Consider the following 15,608-nt stretch of genomic DNA (forward strand, 5'->3'; position numbering starts at 1 on the left):
TTTTCCCGTTCTTTACATCTTTTCCGGGGCGGACACGCCCAGCAGCTTCAGGCCGTTAGCCAGAACGGCACGCACTGTGTCCGCCAGCTTCAGCCGAGCGGACAGCACAGCGGACTCCTCTCCCTTGATGCGGCAGGCATTATAAAACCGATGGAAGTCCCCAGCCAGGGCGGACAGATACCGGTTGATGCGGCTGGGGTCATAATCACGAGCCGCCAGATGGAGCTCCTCGGGGTATTGGGCCAAGGACTTTACCAGGGCCAACTCCTCTGCCGCCGCCATCAGGCTGGCGTCCACCTCCGCGGCGGCGGGCACCTTGGCTCCCTCCTCCGCCAGGCGGCTCACCAGGGAGCAGATGCGGGCGTGGGCGTACTGGACATAGTACACAGGGTTGTCGCTGTCCTGGCGAACCGCCAGGTCCAGGTCAAAGTCCACCGGGCTGGTGGCCGTCCGGGAATTGAAAAAGTACCGGGCAGCGTCCACGCTTACCTCGTCCAGCAGGTCGTGGAGGGCGATGGCCTTGCCCGACCGCTTGGACATTCGGACAGGCTTGCCGTCCTGCATCAGGTTGACCAGCTGCATCAGCACAATGACCAGCCGGTGGGAGCCGTCCAGCCCCAGCGCGTCCAGGGCAGCCTGGAGTCGGGCCACATGGCCGTGGTGGTCGGCGCCCCAGATGTTGATGGCCAGATCAAAGCCTCGCACCTCCAGCTTGTTCCGGTGGTAAGCGATGTCAGCGGCAAAGTAGGTGTAGAAGCCGTTGGCCCGGCGGAGCACATCATCCTTCAGATCCAGCTTGTCCACCTGCTCCTGGCTCTTGCCCTCCCGCATGAATTTCTCCTTGAGCAACTGAGTGGTGTTCAGCCATAGGGCCCCGTCCTTCTCATAGGTCCAGCCCTTTTCGGTGAGCATCTGTACCGTTTTTTCCACATAGCCGCTGTTGTGCAGCTCAGACTCGAAAAACCACTGGTCATAGACGATGCCGTATTTCTTCAGGTCCTCCCGCATCTTGGGGATGTTGACCGACAAGCCGTATTCGGCCAGCTTGTCCAGCCGCTCCTCCTCGGGCAGGTTCCCCCAGCTTTCCCCGTGGGCCTCATAGATGGCCTTGGCCAGCTCCCGGATGTCATCCCCATGGTATCCCTCCTCGGGGAAGGGGAAATTGTCCTCCCCCAGAAGGAGCTGCATATACCGGGCGTTGATGGACACGGCGAACTTGTGGATCTGGTTGCCGGCGTCGTTGACGTAGAACTCCTTCCAGGTGTCCCAGCCGTCCCGGGCCAGCACATTGGCCAGGGTGTCCCCCAGCACGCCCCCCCGGGCGTTGCCCATGTGCATGGGGCCAGTGGGGTTGGCGGAGACGAACTCCACCATGACCCGCTTGCCCCGGCCCTCCTCGCCGGAGCCGTAGCGGTCCCCCTCAGTCTCCACGGCGGACAGCACCTCGCCGTACCACTTGGGGCCCAGAGTGAAGTTCAAAAAGCCGGGGCCGGCGATCTCCACCTTCTGGAAGTAGCTCCCCTCCAGTTCCAGGTGGTCCACGATAATCTGGGCGATCTGCCGGGGGGCCATATGGAGGGCCTTGGCACCGGCCATAGCGAAGGAGGAGGCGTAGTCCCCATGGGAGGTGTCCTTGGGGATCTCCACTGTGGCCCTCACCTCGGCTCCAGCGGGGAGTAAGCCCTCGGCGGCGGCCTTCTCATAGGCCGCCTGGGTCAGTTTGGCCACCTGTGCCTTGGCGCCTTGGATCATATTTGTCATAGCGATCACATCCTCATTTCTCACGCGGACTTTCTCTCCATCGCCCGTCCCGCGTCTGTATATTTCTCTACTGCTTCAGGCTCCCGGAACCCTCCGCCTCCTTAAATTGGATACAAAAAATATTCCTGCTGGCTACCGCGTGGTCCACCTCGATACAGTAGTCGATCTCGATGTTCCCGCCGTGGTCGTCCAGCTCGGCCAGCAGGTGCCGGGTATTCACCCCGATGGCCATTGCGCCATAAGGTGTATTGTACATGGAGAGGTGGCGCCGCCCCTCCCGGAACACCATCTGGGTATTGAACTCGCCCACCCGCATCAGGGTGACCTGCTCCCCCTCCACCTGGATGGTGGTCATCGTCCCCTCCAGGCCGGTGAGCTCACTCTCCTGATAGGAGAGGGTGTAGCCAGCCTCGTCCTGGGCCAGCCGCCCGGCGGTGACCAACTCGACAGCGCCGGGCTCCCCTCCGTCGTATTTCTGCGTCCCTTTGATGGAGATGATGACATCCTTTTCCATGAGTCCCTCCAGGGTATTCATTCTCGCGCCGCGGAGGCGGACCGCCACCGGGCAGGGGGTATTATACCCTTCCCCGCCCTGGTTGTAAAGGGCAGAGGGGGCGAAGCTAGGTATTTTTTATTTTATGTTATCTTCTCTGGAAAGACAAGGGGAAATTTCCATGGAAAATACCCGTTTTTTCTCCGTTCCCCTATTTGACAATCCCTCAGACTTGATTATAATATAGATACCCATTCCAAGGAAGGAGGTCCTGACGATGAACTTGGAATTGAGTAAGAAGCAATTTCGCCGTCTGCTGGACCTGGTATACATCGGCAACTGGATCCTGAACTCCACCCGTGGAGACCAGCGTTTCGCCGACTATGACCAGGTGGAGAGCCTGCTGTTCGGCCGGGCCGCTTTAGAGGGGATGCCTGATCTGGCCGAGCTGTACCAGGGGGAGGTTGTTCCCTCCAGGGCCTTTGTGGAGGGAGGCATCCACGAGGCCATCATTGAATATGAAAACAACGTCTTTTTTGATATTCTGGCCGAGGACCTGGCCCGCCGGGACATGGATGACGCCCCCATCGATGAGAGCAACTACGCCGAACTGACCAGCCGCATCGACGCCTATATCGCCGAATTTGAGGAACACGGCACAGACAACATTTTAGTGGATATTGATAGCTGATCCGCCCTTTTGATTCAACTAGACCGTAAGGTATGGATATACTGGCCAAATCAACGGCCATTTCACCTGAGAAGTATTTCCTTTTTTCAAGAAAAGCAGGCGCGCCCCCAGTTATCTGCTGGGGGCGCGCCTATTTTATCCCTTTTTCCGGAGCAAAAACGACAGCGCAAACCACACCGCCAGATAGAGAGTGATAGACGCTCCAGCGGAGGGACCCAGATGATAGGAAGTCATCAGGCCGGCCACGCCGGCCAGCACCGCTCCCAGCAGAGAAAACAGATGGTACTGCCTCATGTTCCGGGCCAGGTTCCGGGCCGCCGCCGCGGGCAGCACCAGCAGAGAATTGATGACCAGCAGGCCCACCCAGGTCATGGACAGGGTGACCACCACGGCGATGGCTACGGAAAACACCGTCTCCTGCCAGAACACCTGAATCCCCCGGCTGTCTGCCAGGGCCGGGTGAACAGCGGACAGCATCAGCTTGTTGAAGGACAGCAGCCACAGTGCCAGCACCAGCAGCAGAATACCCGCCAGAACCCCGATCATGGCCGGCTCCACCGACAGGATGTCGCCGATAAGCAGGCTGTTGAACTTGGTGAAGGACCGGCCGTTCATTGTGGACAGGAAGATACCCAGCGCCACGGCGGTGGAAGAGAACACCCCGATGACCGTATCGCTGGCCAGAGCGGACCGGCGGCGGACCAGGTTGAACAGCAGGGCGAAAACCACCGCAAAGATCACCGCCGCCAGCGTGGGGCGGTCGAAGCCACAAATGGCTCCGATGGCCATGCCGGTGAAGGCGGAATGGCCCAGGGCGTCGGAGAAAAAGGACATCCGGCTGTGGACCACCATAGTGGACAGGATACCGAACAGGGGCGTGATGACCAGCACGGCCAGCAGGGCGTGCTTCATAAAGTACATCTGCCCAGGCTGGGCCCAGTCAAAGGGCAGGACCGACAGGAGAGAATACCAAAGCTCCATCAGCGCTCTCCCCCTCTCCCCATCCGCAGATGGAAGGTGTCATAGAATTCCGGAGAGGACAGCACCTCGTCCGGCGGACCCGCCCGCAGCATTCTCTTATTCAGCAAAATGACCTTGTCCGCGAACTGGCCCAGGGTGGCGAAGTCATGGGTGGACAGGAAGATGGACAAATCATATTGGGTTCTTAGCTCATCCAGCATCTCCAGCAATTGGTGCTCCCCCTCAATATCCACGCCGGACAGGGGCTCGTCCAGAATCAGAATGTGAGGCACTGGCTCCAGGGCCAGGGCCAGCAGCACCCGCTGGAGCTGGCCACCGGACAGGGCCCCCATGGGCCGGTCCAGTAAGTCCTCCCCATGGACCCGGGCCAAGATGGCCGCCGCCCGGTCCCGGTATTCCCGCGGGATAGGGAGAAAAACCGGCCACTTAGAGGTTGCGGCGGTAAAGAAGTCTAAAACTGACACCGGGTCTCCCCGGTCAAAGCTGGGAGACTGGGGCACATAGCCCACCAGTGGCCGGGTGCCCCCAGCCGCCGCTCCGTCGGCCAGCCGGATGGCGGGGCCGCCCGCCGGGGAGAAGGTAATACTCCCTTTATAGGGGGTCTGCCCTAAAATGCTTCGAAAAAGGGTGGATTTGCCAGCGCCATTTGGTCCGATCAAAGCCACGATCTCCCCACAGTGGAGGTGGAAGGACACATCCTCCAGGATCTGGTCCCCCTCCATGCTGACGGACAGGCCCTCCAGTTTCAGGCAGCAGGAGTCGGCGCAGCCACCGGATAATTTTCCATGCTTGAACTTTCTCATCCCAGAGCCTCCCTCACCGTCTCTAGATCTCCCTTCAGCCGGGAGATGTATTGCTCCATGATCTTCTCCAGTCCCCAGTCCTGGGGCACGTCGTCACCGCTCATCAGCATATCCAGCATCCAGACCTGACAGCCCGTCTCCCGTCCGATAGCGTTGGCGGTGGCGTCAGAGCCATTGACCTCGGTAAAGATTGCCGGAATATCATGCTCCCGCACCAGCTGGGAGATCTCCACAATCTCCTTGGCGGAGGCCTCGCTGCCCGCCTCCTCCTCGATGGCAGCCAGCAGCTCCAGATCAAAGGCCCTGGCAAAATATTGGAACCCGTCGTGGAAGGTAATCAGTTCCCGGTGGGTCAACCCACCACCGTCCCGCCCCTGGTATGTATCCAGCAACTCTCTCTCCACCAAGTCAGCGGCCAGCCCAGTATTGGTCCGGAGCAGAGGCTCCCACTCCGGCATAATTTGAACAAGTCCCTCCACTAGATTGTCCAACATGGTGGGCACGCTGGCAGGGTCCATCCAGTAGTGGGGGTCATAATGGCCGTGATCATGGTCCTCGTCCCCCTCCTTGTGGTCGTGGGAGAGATTTTCCAGCAGCTCTGCTCCAGCGGAGCAGTCCACCACCTCCGCGTCCGAGGTGGCTAGGGCATCGGACAAAAAGTCCTCCAGCCCCGCCCCGTTCAGGGCAATCAGGTCGGCTCTCTCCAGCTTTTTCATGTCCGCCATGGACAGGGTGTAATCGTGGAGACAGCTGGCGCTTCCTGTGTCCAGCCGCTCTACCACTACCCCCTCCGTCCCATCGGTCACCGCCCGCGCAAACAGATAGATGGGATATGTGGTGGCCACCACAGTCACTCTTTCCTTTTCTTCCTGGGCCGCACATCCAACTGCGGGCAGGAGCAAGGCCAGCAGCAGGAAAGCTAAAATAATCTTTTTCATGGAAACCTCTTTTGAAAAAATTGAATCCCCAAGCCGCGCCTGCGGCGCATAGGGTATCCGGAACTGATTTAGTATATCGCAGTTTCCTCTGTTTGTAAAGGAAGGCTGTCCGCCAGTAAGCGGACAGCCTTCCTTTTCATTAAAATATTCCGGGGACGAACAGGGCCAGCACCCAACCCAAGGCCAGCGACAGGCCGTTGGCAGCCAGCGCATAGGCGGCGAGTTGTTTCCCCCGCCCCTTCCCACCGGGCATGAGGCCGAGATAGGCCCCTCCTTCTGCCAGCACCACCCCCAGCTCCATCAACAGATAGGGCAAGAACAGGAACATGGTGCCATTCTTATAGGCGTACCAGTTTAGTCCCAGGTTCAGCGCGCCCTGGGTAAGCAGGTTGACAACCAGAATCAGCGCCATCTGCCCCCTGCTCCGCAGATGGAACAGCCAGGCCACCCCCAACTCCGCCCCAACCGTCAGCACCACCCGGACGGCCAAGGAAACCAGCTCCTTGGTGTAGTCATAGCTCCGAGCCGCCGTTGGGAGCCGGACCGCCCCGCCAGGCTCCAACTCCGCCCCGGACAGATCCAGATGGTAGTAGCTGTCAAAGGCGTACTGCTCGCAGGTCTGGCTAAGAACGACGGCATTCTCCCCCGGAAACCACAGCGCTATCTGGAACTGGTCCGGCGGGTAGTAGGTCCAGGCAAACGCTCCATCGGAGGCGTCCCACACCTCCTGAAGGAAAAACCAGTCCCTCCTCTCCTCCTCATACTCGGCGAAGGCAGCCCATGCGGGATACTCCGGATCAAGCTGGGTATACCGTGGCAAGATATGCTGGTTTTTTACCCACTGCCCCCTCTCACTTTCCCGCCACAGAGAGCTGTGTGGGCCGGTGGAGGAACGGGCAGACAGCAGGGTGGCCCAACAAGCCCGCCCCTCCAGTCCCTCGATCGTTACATTCACTGACGGCTTGGGCCCCGTGTCCCCGTAGACGGGCAGAGCCATGGCGGACAACATCAGAAGCAGGCAGGCCAATCTGATCAGCGTCTTTTTTCTCATGTCATTTCCCTCCCAATCATCCATGTCCCCGCCACTCCCGGCGGTACATTTCTACTGGTATAGACGGAAAAACACGCTTCTCATGACAGGTCCGGGGCCATCCTCATTTAATTCTTGCGCTGGTCCACATAGCGGCAGGCAGCCAGACCAGCCACAGCCCCGTCGCCCACGGCAGTAGTCAGCTGGCGGACCTCCTTCGCCCGACAGTCACCGGCGGCGAAAACCCCAGGCAGGCTTGTAGCGCAGTCCTCATGGACCACAAAATAGCCTCTGTCGTCCGTCATGACCAGGTTGGCAAATATCTCGTTCCGGGGCTCCTGACCCACGGCCACAAAAAGGCCGTCAACCTTCAGCTCCTCCTCTGTCCCCCTCTTCCGGTCAGCCAGCCGCAGGCCGGTCAGCTCCCCGTTGGCTTGTAACAGGCTGGTCACCTGGCTGGACAGGCGGAAGTCCACATTGTCACGGCCGCGGAGCTGGTCCACCAGCCGCTGTTCCCCCCGGAACAGGTCCCTTCGGTGGATGACCGTCACTTGGGCGCACCGCTGGGACAGAAAGAGGGCCTCCTGGAGGGCCGCGTCACCGCCGCCCACCACCGCCACCGGACGCCCCTGGTAAAAGGCCCCGTCACACACCGCGCAGTAAGACAGGCCAGCTCCCACCAGGTCGGCCTCCCCGGCCAGTCCCAGCTTCCGGTGGCTCACCCCAGTGGCCAGCACCAGGGCCAGACACTCCTCCGTTCCTCCGTCCGTTGTCAGCTCAATAACCTCTCCTCTGGTGCGCATGGCGGACACGCCCTCCATCCGCAGCTGCGCCCCCTGCTCCCGGACCTGCCGGGCCAATTGGTCGGCAAAGTCGCCGCCCCTCATGCCGGGCAGCCCCGGATAGTTCTCCACCAGGGGGGCATAGGCGATCTGACCGCCCAAAGTCTCCTGCTCCAGGACCAGGACCGACTTGCCCGCCCGGGCAGCATACAGGGCGGCAGTCAGACCGGCGGGCCCGCCGCCCACAACGATAATATCATACATATCAAAGCACCTCTTCCTGTCAGGTCGTGGAAGGAAAAACAGCCCCGGAATCCGGGGCTGTTTTTATGATACACGAGTTTGTCCTCCAGCGCAAGGGTCATCCTACACTGGCAGGCCGATTCTCCTGGATAAACTGGCGGATGGGCCCTAGGCCAACCACCTTGGCCGGGCCGCCCTGTCCCTCAAAGACTAAGGTTGGGGCCTGCCGGACGCTGTATCGAGTGGTCAGGTCGGGATTTTCCTCTGCCAGCACCTTCCGGTAGGGGATGCCCGCCTTCTGTAACTGTTCCTCCGCCTGACGGCAGTTGGGGCAGGTCCGTGTGGCGAAGAGCATCAGTTCCTCCGCGGGAACAGGCCGGGCCGCATGGTCCTCCACCGTCACTTGGCTGCCGGCGATGCCCGCCCGACGCAGAGAGGAGCGGCTAATGTCGTACACCTTTCGGTCCTTGAACTCCTGACTCTTGCCGTCGTTCCAGTTCTTCACCGGGCGGTAGTAGCCAGTAATACGGCTGTACACCTCGGCTTCCTTGCCACAGTGGGGACAGACGTGCTGCTCCCCTGCCAGATAGCCGTGGTCGGCGCAGACCGAGTAGGTGGGGGACATGGTGTAATAGGGCAGCTTATAATTCTCCGCAATTTTCCGCACCAGGGCGGCAGCCGCCTTCCAGTCGGGCAGCTTCTCCCCCAGGAAGGCGTGGAACACAGTACCTGAGGTATAGAGGGTCTGGAGCTCGTCCTGGACATCCAGGGCGGAGAAGATATCCTCGGTGTAGCCCACGGGCAGATGGGAGGAGTTGGTGTAGTAGGGGGTCCCGTTCTCATTGGCGGTGATGATGTCGGGGAACTGGGCCTTGTCGTGCTTGGCGAAGCGGTAGGTGGTGGACTCGGCGGGGGTGGCCTCCAGGTTATAGAGGTCGCCGTACTTCTCCTGATAGTCGCTTAAACGCTCCCTCATATGGTTGAGCACGTCCTTGGCAAAGGCCTGGGTCTCCTGGTGGGTCAGGTCAGCCTGGAGCCACTTGGCGTTGAGCCCCACCTCGTTCATGCCAATCAGGCCAATGGTGGAGAAATGGTTATCAAAGCTCCCAAGATAACGCTTTGTATAGGGATACAGCCCCGCATCCAGCAGCTTAGTGATAACGGTGCGCTTGGTCTTCAGCGATCTGGCCGCCACGTCCATCAGGTGGTCCAGTCGCTTGTAGAAATCCTCTTCACTCTCCGCCAGATAGGCGATGCGGGGCAGATTGATGGTGACCACGCCCACAGAGCCGGTGGACTCGCCGGAGCCGAAGAAGCCGCCGGACTTTTTCCGCAGCTCCCGCAGGTCCAGCCGCAGGCGGCAGCACATGGAGCGCACGTCGGAGGGCTCCATATCGGAGTTGATGTAATTGGAGAAATAGGGGGTGCCGTACTTGGCGGTCATCTCAAAGAGAAGCTTGTTGTTCTCCGTTTCGCTCCAGTCAAAGTCACGGGTGATGGAGTAGGTGGGGATGGGATACTGGAAGCCCCGGCCGTTGGCGTCCCCTTCGATCATAATCTCGATGAAGGCCTTGTTGACCATATTCATCTCTTTTTTACAGTCGCCGTAAGTAAAGTCCATCTCCTTCCCACCCACGATGGCGGGCAGGTTCTCCAGGTCCTTGGGCACCGTCCAGTCCAGGGTGATGTTGGAGAAGGGGGCCTGAGTCCCCCAGCGGGAGGGGGTGTTCACGCCGTAGACAAAGGACTGGATGCACTGCTTGACCTCCTTCTGGGTCAGGTTGTCCACCTTGACAAAGGGGGCCAGATAGGTGTCGAAGGAGGAAAATGCCTGGGCCCCAGCCCACTCATTCTGCATGATGCCCAGGAAGTTGACCATCTGGTTGCACAGGGTAGACAGGTGGCTAGCGGGGGAGGAGGTGATCTTACCCGGAATACCGCCCAGCCCCTCCTGGATGAGCTGCTTCAGAGACCAACCGGCGCAGTAGCCGGTGAGCATGGACAGGTCGTGGATGTGGATCTCGGCGTTCCGGTGGGCGTCAGCGATCTCCTGGTCATAGATCTCACTGAGCCAGTAGTTTGCCGTAATAGCCCCGGAGTTGGACAGAATCAGACCGCCCACGGAGTAGGTGACGGTGGAATTCTCCTTCACCCGCCAGTCGTTGATCTGCAGATAGTCGTCCACCAGGTCCTTGTAGTTCAGCAGGGCGGAGTTGACATTGCGCACCTTCTCCCGCTGCTTGCGGTACAGAATATAGGCCTTGGCCACATCGGCGTAGCCCGCCTCAGACAGCACCCGCTCCACACTGTCCTGGATATCCTCTACGGCGATCCGGCCGTCCTTGATCTTGGGCTCAAAATCGGCGGTGACCCGCAGGGCCAGCATATCGATCACACTGGGGTGATACTGCTTCTCCATGGCCTCAAAGGCTTTGGTAATGGCGGCGGATATCTTGTTGAGCTCAAAGCTGGCGGCGGTGCCGTCCCGTTTTGTCACCTGGTACATCAGAAGTCCCTCCACATTTCTTTCTATGACAAAGCCGGCCTCTCCCGGCGTTTCAGCGCCTTTTTACTATACCACCGGCTGGAGCGGCCGTCAATATATAGTTTCAAATATTTTCAACAAACACAATATCTTGTTGCTATATACAAAAAGGCGAGGGCAACTTTTGGTCACCCTCGCCAAAGCCCTCTCACTCCAGCCCCCGCAGGCTCACCTCGTCCACATAAGGGCGAACCAGGGCGGCGAAGCCCTCCAGCTCCTCTCGGGAGCAGGGGTGGAGGCCCGGCTGGAGTACGGTGTCCCGGTCCGCGAAGGACTGGAGGAAGTACCTCCTGGCGCCGGACAGCCAGGGGCCGATGGCCCGGAAGGAGTCCCGGTTGTGAAACTCCCGTACCACGGTGGTCCGAAATTCATAGTCCACCGCCCCAGACAGCAGATAGGACACGCTGTCCCGGACAGACGCCAGCTCCAGGCCGTACACCCCCGCTGTTTCCCCGTACCGCTCCGGGCTGTTCTTCACGTCCATGGCCACATAGTCCACCAGCCCCTCCTCCACCAGCCGGCGCAGCCGGTCCGGATGGGTGCCGTTGGTATCCACCTTGACCCGAAAGCCCAGCTCCTTGATCTCGCCCAGCAGTAGGGGCAGGTCGGGGCGCAGCAAGGGCTCCCCCCCTGTGACGCACACCCCGTCCAACAGGCCCTTTCGTCTGTTCAGGAAGGCCAGAAGCCCCTGGTCGTCTGTTTCTGGGGGACAGGTGCCGGTAACCAGCTCGCCGTTATGACAGAAGGGGCAGCGGAAATCGCAGCCGCTCAAAAAGACGGTGCAGGCCACTTTGCCGGGATAGTCCAGCAGCGTCATTTTTTGCAGTCCGTGTATCTCCATGGCTTATACCTCCTCTCTCTCCGTACGGGCCAGCTCCTGGGGGCTGTCGGCGGGCCGACGGCGGACCGTCAGCCTATCCAGGTACCGCTGGTCCTCTTCCTCCCCCTCCGGTCCGGGACGGTGTTCTAAAAGTGTCTGCTGGAGCCGGTCCAGCTGCCCTTCGTCCAACACGGGGTGGCAGACGCTCCCCATAGTCTGCGGCTGTGTGTTGGCCAGCCAGGGGTTGCGGTACAGCTCATGGAGGGCGTCTATTCCCCGGCCCTCGCCGGCCTGGGCCAGCAGGACCTCTATATCCTGGTCGGTCACCCGGAAATGGAGATTGCCCTGGTCGTCCAGATAGCCGGTTTTGGCACATTGGCCCAGAGAGCGGGGAAAACCTCTCAGCGGGATATAGAGCCGGTCTCCCCTGCCCTCCGCCAGCTGCTGTGCCGTCCAATCCCGGCTGTTCTCCAGCAGGCCAAGGATCTGTTTGCGCAGGTCAGGTCTCCGGTAGAGCAGGGGAGAAAAAATCTCAGAGGGCTCCCCGGTGTAGTAGTCCAGCGCCTCCGTCTCGCCCCCCTGCCAGCATACGAAGTAGTAGGGAGTAAAATACTGCTCCAAAGGCTCTCCGCTATTGAGGACCACCCGGCTCACCCGCTGGGGCAGATTGCGCTCGATCCGCTCCTGGCCGGACCAGGGGTCCAGGATGCGCCGCTTCAGAGCCTCCTCCTCCAATACCACCCGCTCGTCGAACATGTCCAGTGGCAGTCCGTCCCGGAAGGGTACCTTGGCTCCCTCCTCATGGTGGAGGGAAATGTAGAGGTCCTGGCTGTTATAGGGGATCAGCCGGGTACCGGGCTGATACTCCCGCGTCAGGGGAATCAGCCCCAGGGCGTCCACATAGAGCCGCCGCAGCGACCGGGCCGGGTATATCTTCCTACCTCTTTGGATGGACTTGGCACACAGCTGGGTGTATTCCAACCCCTGGGGTCCTTCCACGATGTGCCCCTGGGTTATCAGCGCGGAGTAGAAACTCTTGGCCATCTCCACTCCCTCCAGCCCAAGCAGGCGGAGCAAATCGTCCCGGTCCTTCAACCGCTGGCTGGGGGCGCACTCCATCACCGCCCGGTCCATAAATTCCTCCAGCACAGACCAATCGCTCTCCAACTCCTCTACCAGCTCCAAAGGCAGTCCATAGACCGGGTGGTACACCTTGGCGAAGCAGGCCACCGGCCGTACGGCGGCCAAGCCGCTCAATATCTCATTGACCCGGCGGGGCCGGTTATTCTTCCTTGCCATGGGACACCTCCAGCCGCTGATAGACGCCGTTCTGCCGGCAGTAGTCCAGCAGAGCGGAGAAATACTCCCGGGGGTAGCGGCTCCCCTGGAAGGGGGGCTTTTTGGCCCGGGTCTGGGTCAGGGTCTCGCTGTCCCCCACCATGACCAACAGCCGCTTGGCACGGGTCATGGTCACGTTCAAGCGGCGGACCTCGCTCTCAAAGCCAATGCCGTGCTGGGGAGAGGAGCGGACAAAGCAGTAGAAGATGATCTCCTTGTCTCTCCCCTGAAAGGAGTCCACCGTGGCTATGTCGATCCGGTCCAGTATCTCCTGGGCGTGGAGCTTGTCACCTTCGCACAGCTCCCGGGCGAGGGCAGGGAGTAAGAATTTGCGGATGCGGCCAATCTGCTTCTTATAGGGGGTGATGATACCCACCGAGCGGTAGTTCAGCTCCACGTCAAACTCCCGGCTGCCGTCAAAATCCTTGACCACATAGGGCAGCTGTTTGAGTATCTTGACGGTTTCATCCACCAGGATCCTAGCTTCACAGTCGTTATATACTCCCTCGCCTCCCTCCGCCATGGTCTCCTCCTTGTCGGGCAGGCCGATGGTATCCAGAAAGCGGATGGGGGCTTCGCCCCCCCGAAGGGGCAGGACACGGTATTCATCCAGGCACCCGGTTTGGTAGGTCCCGTGATAGAACTGGTCCGAGATGTACCGCGCGATGGAGCTGTGCATCCGGAACTGGGTATCCAGCATGACTTTATTTGCCTCCGGCGCCCGCTCGAACAGTTCCTCAAAGAGGCTGACGGAATAGTATCGGTCCAGGCCCTCCTCCTGCTGGAAGCGTTCGTCCTCCTCCATGCGCCGGATCAGGTCGCTGTCTGACACAGGGGGCAACTGAAGGTGGTCTCCGATGAGGATGACCTTCCTGGCCTTGGCCATGGGGACGATTACGTCGTGGAGGGTAATCTGGCCCGACTCATCCACGATGGCAACGTCGTACTCCAGCTTTTTAAAGTTCCGGTCCGTTTCGCTGGAAATACAGGTGGCCCCGATGACCTTCACCTGGGCAAACAGGGCGTCCTCCAGTTCCTCGCAGCGGTTTTGCAGCTCCCGCTCCCACTGGCTCAACAGTTGGAGACGGGCTCTCCAGGTCCGCTCCTTGGCCTGGAGATCAGCCAACTCCCGGAGGATATCGGTCGCCAACTGGCCCACATCCACATCCCGGCTCCCCATGCCGTGCTCCACACAGTACCGGGCCAGCAGCTCTCGGGCAAAGGCCAGCCGCTCCTCGGTATGCTCCAGTTCCTGCTCCCACTCCTTCGTCCGTTTGGAGCGGAACAGGGCCAGCAGCTTCATCCACAGGCGCTGTCCCATCAGCCTTCGGCGCTCCTCCAGCAGCTCCTGATAGCGTCCGGCGCTCTGGGCACAGTCCTGGAGGGCGGAGATCTGGGGGGCAAGCTCTGTCATCTCCTCCTCCAGCCTGGCCCGCTGGCGACCGCTGTTTCGGAGCACGTTTCGCTGCATGGTCAGCAGCTTCCGGTTGGTCCATACCTCTCGGACTACGGGGACTTGGATTTTCTCCTCGTCAGTGGTCAGGCGGACACAGTCTACCTGCTTCTCCACCAGCTTTTCCAACACATTGTCCACCGCTAGATTGTTCTTGGAACTGATCAGCACCCGCATCCCCCGGTCTACAAACAGGCGGACCATCTCGATAATAATGGTGGTCTTTCCTGTGCCGGGCGGTCCCTGGACCAGCAGGAAATCCTTAGTGGCCACTGCCAGGTCTACCGCCCGTTTTTGGGCGGGGTTTCCTTTTCTGGCCACTTGCTCCACCGGCCCCATGGGGGCATACCGCCCTTCCAGCAGGATGTCCAGAATAGAGCGGTTCACCGCCTTGTCCTCCGCCAGAGTCTGGAAGGCGCTCTTCTGGATCGCGTAGCCGATATTGGGCCGGCTGAACAAAGTGCCCTCCTTCGGCAGGGCGTCCAGGGTACACTCCCGCCGCTGGGGCAGCTTGACCCATACCGCTGGGCGCTGGCTTTCATACCGGACGATGGTCCCAGTGCGCCGGCTGTTCTCTCCCGGCTCCTCACCCAGGCCGCACAGCACCACGCCCTGTCCCTCCAGCTCCTGACCGCTCTGGGAAGAAGGCTCGGCCAGCAGGAAACAGTAGGTGCCGCCCTCGGCGTTGAACTGGTCCGTGCTCTCGATACCCCGGTAGGACAGCCGGATGGCCTTCTCCTGCTCCAAAGCCGCCTCGGCGTCGATCAGGTCACAGTGAAGGGTACAGTAATCCACCCGTTTCTGCTGCTCCTCTTCGGGCCGCTGTTCCTCCTCCCGTTCCAACTCCACCTGGCCCAACAGGCAGAAGTAGCTGTCCACCCGGCTAATGAACTGCTCCACATAGGCCAACTCCACGCCGGACTGCCCCTTCCTGGCCAGAGATATTTTTTTATTGTGCCGGAAGCGGGCAGTCCGCCCTAACATATTCACCGTATCCAGGGTGGTCTTTCTGTGCCGGAAATGGATGGTAGCGTAGTAGTTGCCGCTGGAAACAAATTTTTTCCACTGCAGCTCAAAGACACAGTTAGCGGAATAGAGGAGGTATTGGGCATATTGCTCCGTAATCTTTCCTGGCTGAATCCACAAGTAGTCGTTCAGAGCCAGCTCCTCTTTGACCAGCCGCTCCAGCTCCCCGTTGGGGATGGTCCTCCGCTCCATCTGCTCCGACGGAAAGAACAGCGGAGTGGGGCCGGTCAGGTCCAGGCCCTCGGCCAGCTCCGCCCGTAGGGTGGCCGCCTGCCGCCCGTCCACAGGAGGTGTCAGCCCAGTTGGACAGCCAGCCACCTGCACCCCCGTCTGGCGGGCCGGAGGATTGCCCAGAGGGTATCCCAGATCACGTTCGGCCTGTACGGTCCTTTCCGTAGCTTCTCCGCCAATCCGGATTCCATTGGCCGCCTTTCCGGTCCCCACAGAGGCTCTGCCCCTCTCCTCCAGCCAGGCAGCGCCTCCATCGGCCCAGCGGAGCAAGGCCCCTATTTTTTCCCGAAAGATCCATAGTCCAGCAGGGATCAGAGGCAGAAAGAATTTTACATACTCGATCAGCCTCCACAGCAGGAAGCCTGCCGTCAGACACAGCAGCAGCCGGACAGTCAGCGTCCGCAGCAATATTCCATGCCTGTGTTCCTGTAGAAACACCAGGCTCCGGCTGCTGATACAGGCACTGACTCTCT

At 60.4% G+C, this 15,608-nt stretch carries 12 protein-coding genes; 1 reads left to right on the top strand and 11 read right to left on the bottom strand.

The genetic code is table 11. The features are described 5' to 3' along the window. Window positions 1-12: 12 nt before the first annotated feature. Window positions 13-1,761, bottom strand: coding sequence for an arginine--tRNA ligase (gene argS / locus H8S11_RS03475; RefSeq protein WP_147571027.1), 1,749 nt, complete (start codon window positions 1,759-1,761; stop codon window positions 13-15). Between the two features lie 67 nt (window positions 1,762-1,828). Then, entirely contained in the window at window positions 1,829-2,275 is a 447-nt protein-coding gene (locus H8S11_RS03480; protein ID WP_147571028.1) for a YwiB family protein, read from the bottom strand. Window positions 2,276-2,531: 256 nt separating this feature from the next. On the opposite strand from H8S11_RS03480, the gene H8S11_RS03485 reads away from it, so the two are divergent. Then, the gene (locus H8S11_RS03485; RefSeq protein ID WP_147571029.1) at window positions 2,532-2,945 is read left to right on the top strand and encodes a hypothetical protein; all 414 of its coding nucleotides are present in this window, start codon (window positions 2,532-2,534) and stop codon (window positions 2,943-2,945) included. 135 nt (window positions 2,946-3,080) lie between these two features. On the opposite strand, the gene H8S11_RS03490 is transcribed toward H8S11_RS03485, so the two are convergent. The 9 genes from H8S11_RS03490 to H8S11_RS14170 all read right to left on the bottom strand — a co-directional run bounded on the left by H8S11_RS03490 (window position 3,081) and on the right by H8S11_RS14170 (window position 15,573). Then, entirely contained in the window at window positions 3,081-3,926 is an 846-nt protein-coding gene (locus H8S11_RS03490; RefSeq protein ID WP_147571030.1) for a metal ABC transporter permease, read from the bottom strand. Further along, window positions 3,926-4,729 (bottom strand): metal ABC transporter ATP-binding protein, encoded by an 804-nt coding sequence (locus tag H8S11_RS03495; RefSeq protein WP_186852202.1) that lies wholly within the window; start codon window positions 4,727-4,729, stop codon window positions 3,926-3,928. The genes H8S11_RS03490 and H8S11_RS03495 overlap by 1 nt, the downstream gene beginning before the upstream one ends. After that, a complete protein-coding gene (locus H8S11_RS03500) occupies window positions 4,726-5,667 on the bottom strand; it encodes a metal ABC transporter substrate-binding protein (protein ID WP_186852203.1) in 942 nt (313 codons plus the stop codon). The genes H8S11_RS03495 and H8S11_RS03500 overlap by 4 nt, the downstream gene beginning before the upstream one ends. Before the next feature lie 139 nt (window positions 5,668-5,806). Beyond that, the gene (locus tag H8S11_RS03505) at window positions 5,807-6,718 is read right to left on the bottom strand and encodes a hypothetical protein (RefSeq protein ID WP_186852204.1); all 912 of its coding nucleotides are present in this window, start codon (window positions 6,716-6,718) and stop codon (window positions 5,807-5,809) included. Window positions 6,719-6,825: 107 nt separating this feature from the next. After that, window positions 6,826-7,743: an NAD(P)/FAD-dependent oxidoreductase gene (locus H8S11_RS03510; protein WP_186852205.1), complete on the bottom strand. Its 918-nt coding sequence runs from the start codon at window positions 7,741-7,743 to the stop codon at window positions 6,826-6,828. Between the two features lie 97 nt (window positions 7,744-7,840). Continuing rightward, window positions 7,841-10,228 (bottom strand): ribonucleoside triphosphate reductase, encoded by a 2,388-nt coding sequence (locus H8S11_RS03515; RefSeq protein ID WP_186852206.1) that lies wholly within the window; start codon window positions 10,226-10,228, stop codon window positions 7,841-7,843. Between the two features lie 187 nt (window positions 10,229-10,415). Further along, complete coding sequence (locus H8S11_RS03520; RefSeq protein ID WP_186852207.1) at window positions 10,416-11,108, bottom strand: anaerobic ribonucleoside-triphosphate reductase activating protein; 693 nt, start codon at window positions 11,106-11,108, stop codon at window positions 10,416-10,418. Window positions 11,109-11,111: 3 nt separating this feature from the next. After that, a complete protein-coding gene (locus H8S11_RS03525; RefSeq protein WP_186852208.1) occupies window positions 11,112-12,386 on the bottom strand; it encodes a hypothetical protein in 1,275 nt (424 codons plus the stop codon). After that, entirely contained in the window at window positions 12,370-15,573 is a 3,204-nt protein-coding gene (locus tag H8S11_RS14170) for an AAA domain-containing protein (protein ID WP_186852209.1), read from the bottom strand. Before H8S11_RS14170 ends, H8S11_RS03525 begins: the two co-directional genes overlap by 17 nt. Window positions 15,574-15,608: the final 35 nt, after the last annotated feature.

This window comes from Flintibacter hominis, from assembly GCF_014287965.1.
GTDB lineage: Bacteria > Bacillota > Clostridia > Oscillospirales > Oscillospiraceae > Lawsonibacter > Lawsonibacter aceti.

Excerpts from the sequence above, each read along its gene's own strand:
- argS (WP_147571027.1), bottom strand. The coding sequence starts at position 1,761 with ATGACAAATATGATCCAAGGCGCCAAGGCACAGGTGGCCAAACTGACC.
- H8S11_RS03525 (WP_186852208.1), bottom strand. The coding sequence starts at position 12,386 with ATGGCAAGGAAGAATAACCGGCCCCGCCGGGTCAATGAGATATTGAGC.
- H8S11_RS03480 (WP_147571028.1), bottom strand. The coding sequence starts at position 2,275 with ATGGAAAAGGATGTCATCATCTCCATCAAAGGGACGCAGAAATACGAC.
- H8S11_RS03485 (WP_147571029.1), top strand. The coding sequence starts at position 2,532 with ATGAACTTGGAATTGAGTAAGAAGCAATTTCGCCGTCTGCTGGACCTG.
- H8S11_RS03505 (WP_186852204.1), bottom strand. The coding sequence starts at position 6,718 with ATGAGAAAAAAGACGCTGATCAGATTGGCCTGCCTGCTTCTGATGTTG.
- H8S11_RS03515 (WP_186852206.1), bottom strand. The coding sequence starts at position 10,228 with ATGTACCAGGTGACAAAACGGGACGGCACCGCCGCCAGCTTTGAGCTC.
- H8S11_RS03495 (WP_186852202.1), bottom strand. The coding sequence starts at position 4,729 with ATGAGAAAGTTCAAGCATGGAAAATTATCCGGTGGCTGCGCCGACTCC.
- H8S11_RS03490 (WP_147571030.1), bottom strand. The coding sequence starts at position 3,926 with ATGGAGCTTTGGTATTCTCTCCTGTCGGTCCTGCCCTTTGACTGGGCC.
- H8S11_RS03500 (WP_186852203.1), bottom strand. The coding sequence starts at position 5,667 with ATGAAAAAGATTATTTTAGCTTTCCTGCTGCTGGCCTTGCTCCTGCCC.
- H8S11_RS03520 (WP_186852207.1), bottom strand. The coding sequence starts at position 11,108 with ATGGAGATACACGGACTGCAAAAAATGACGCTGCTGGACTATCCCGGC.
- H8S11_RS03510 (WP_186852205.1), bottom strand. The coding sequence starts at position 7,743 with ATGTATGATATTATCGTTGTGGGCGGCGGGCCCGCCGGTCTGACTGCC.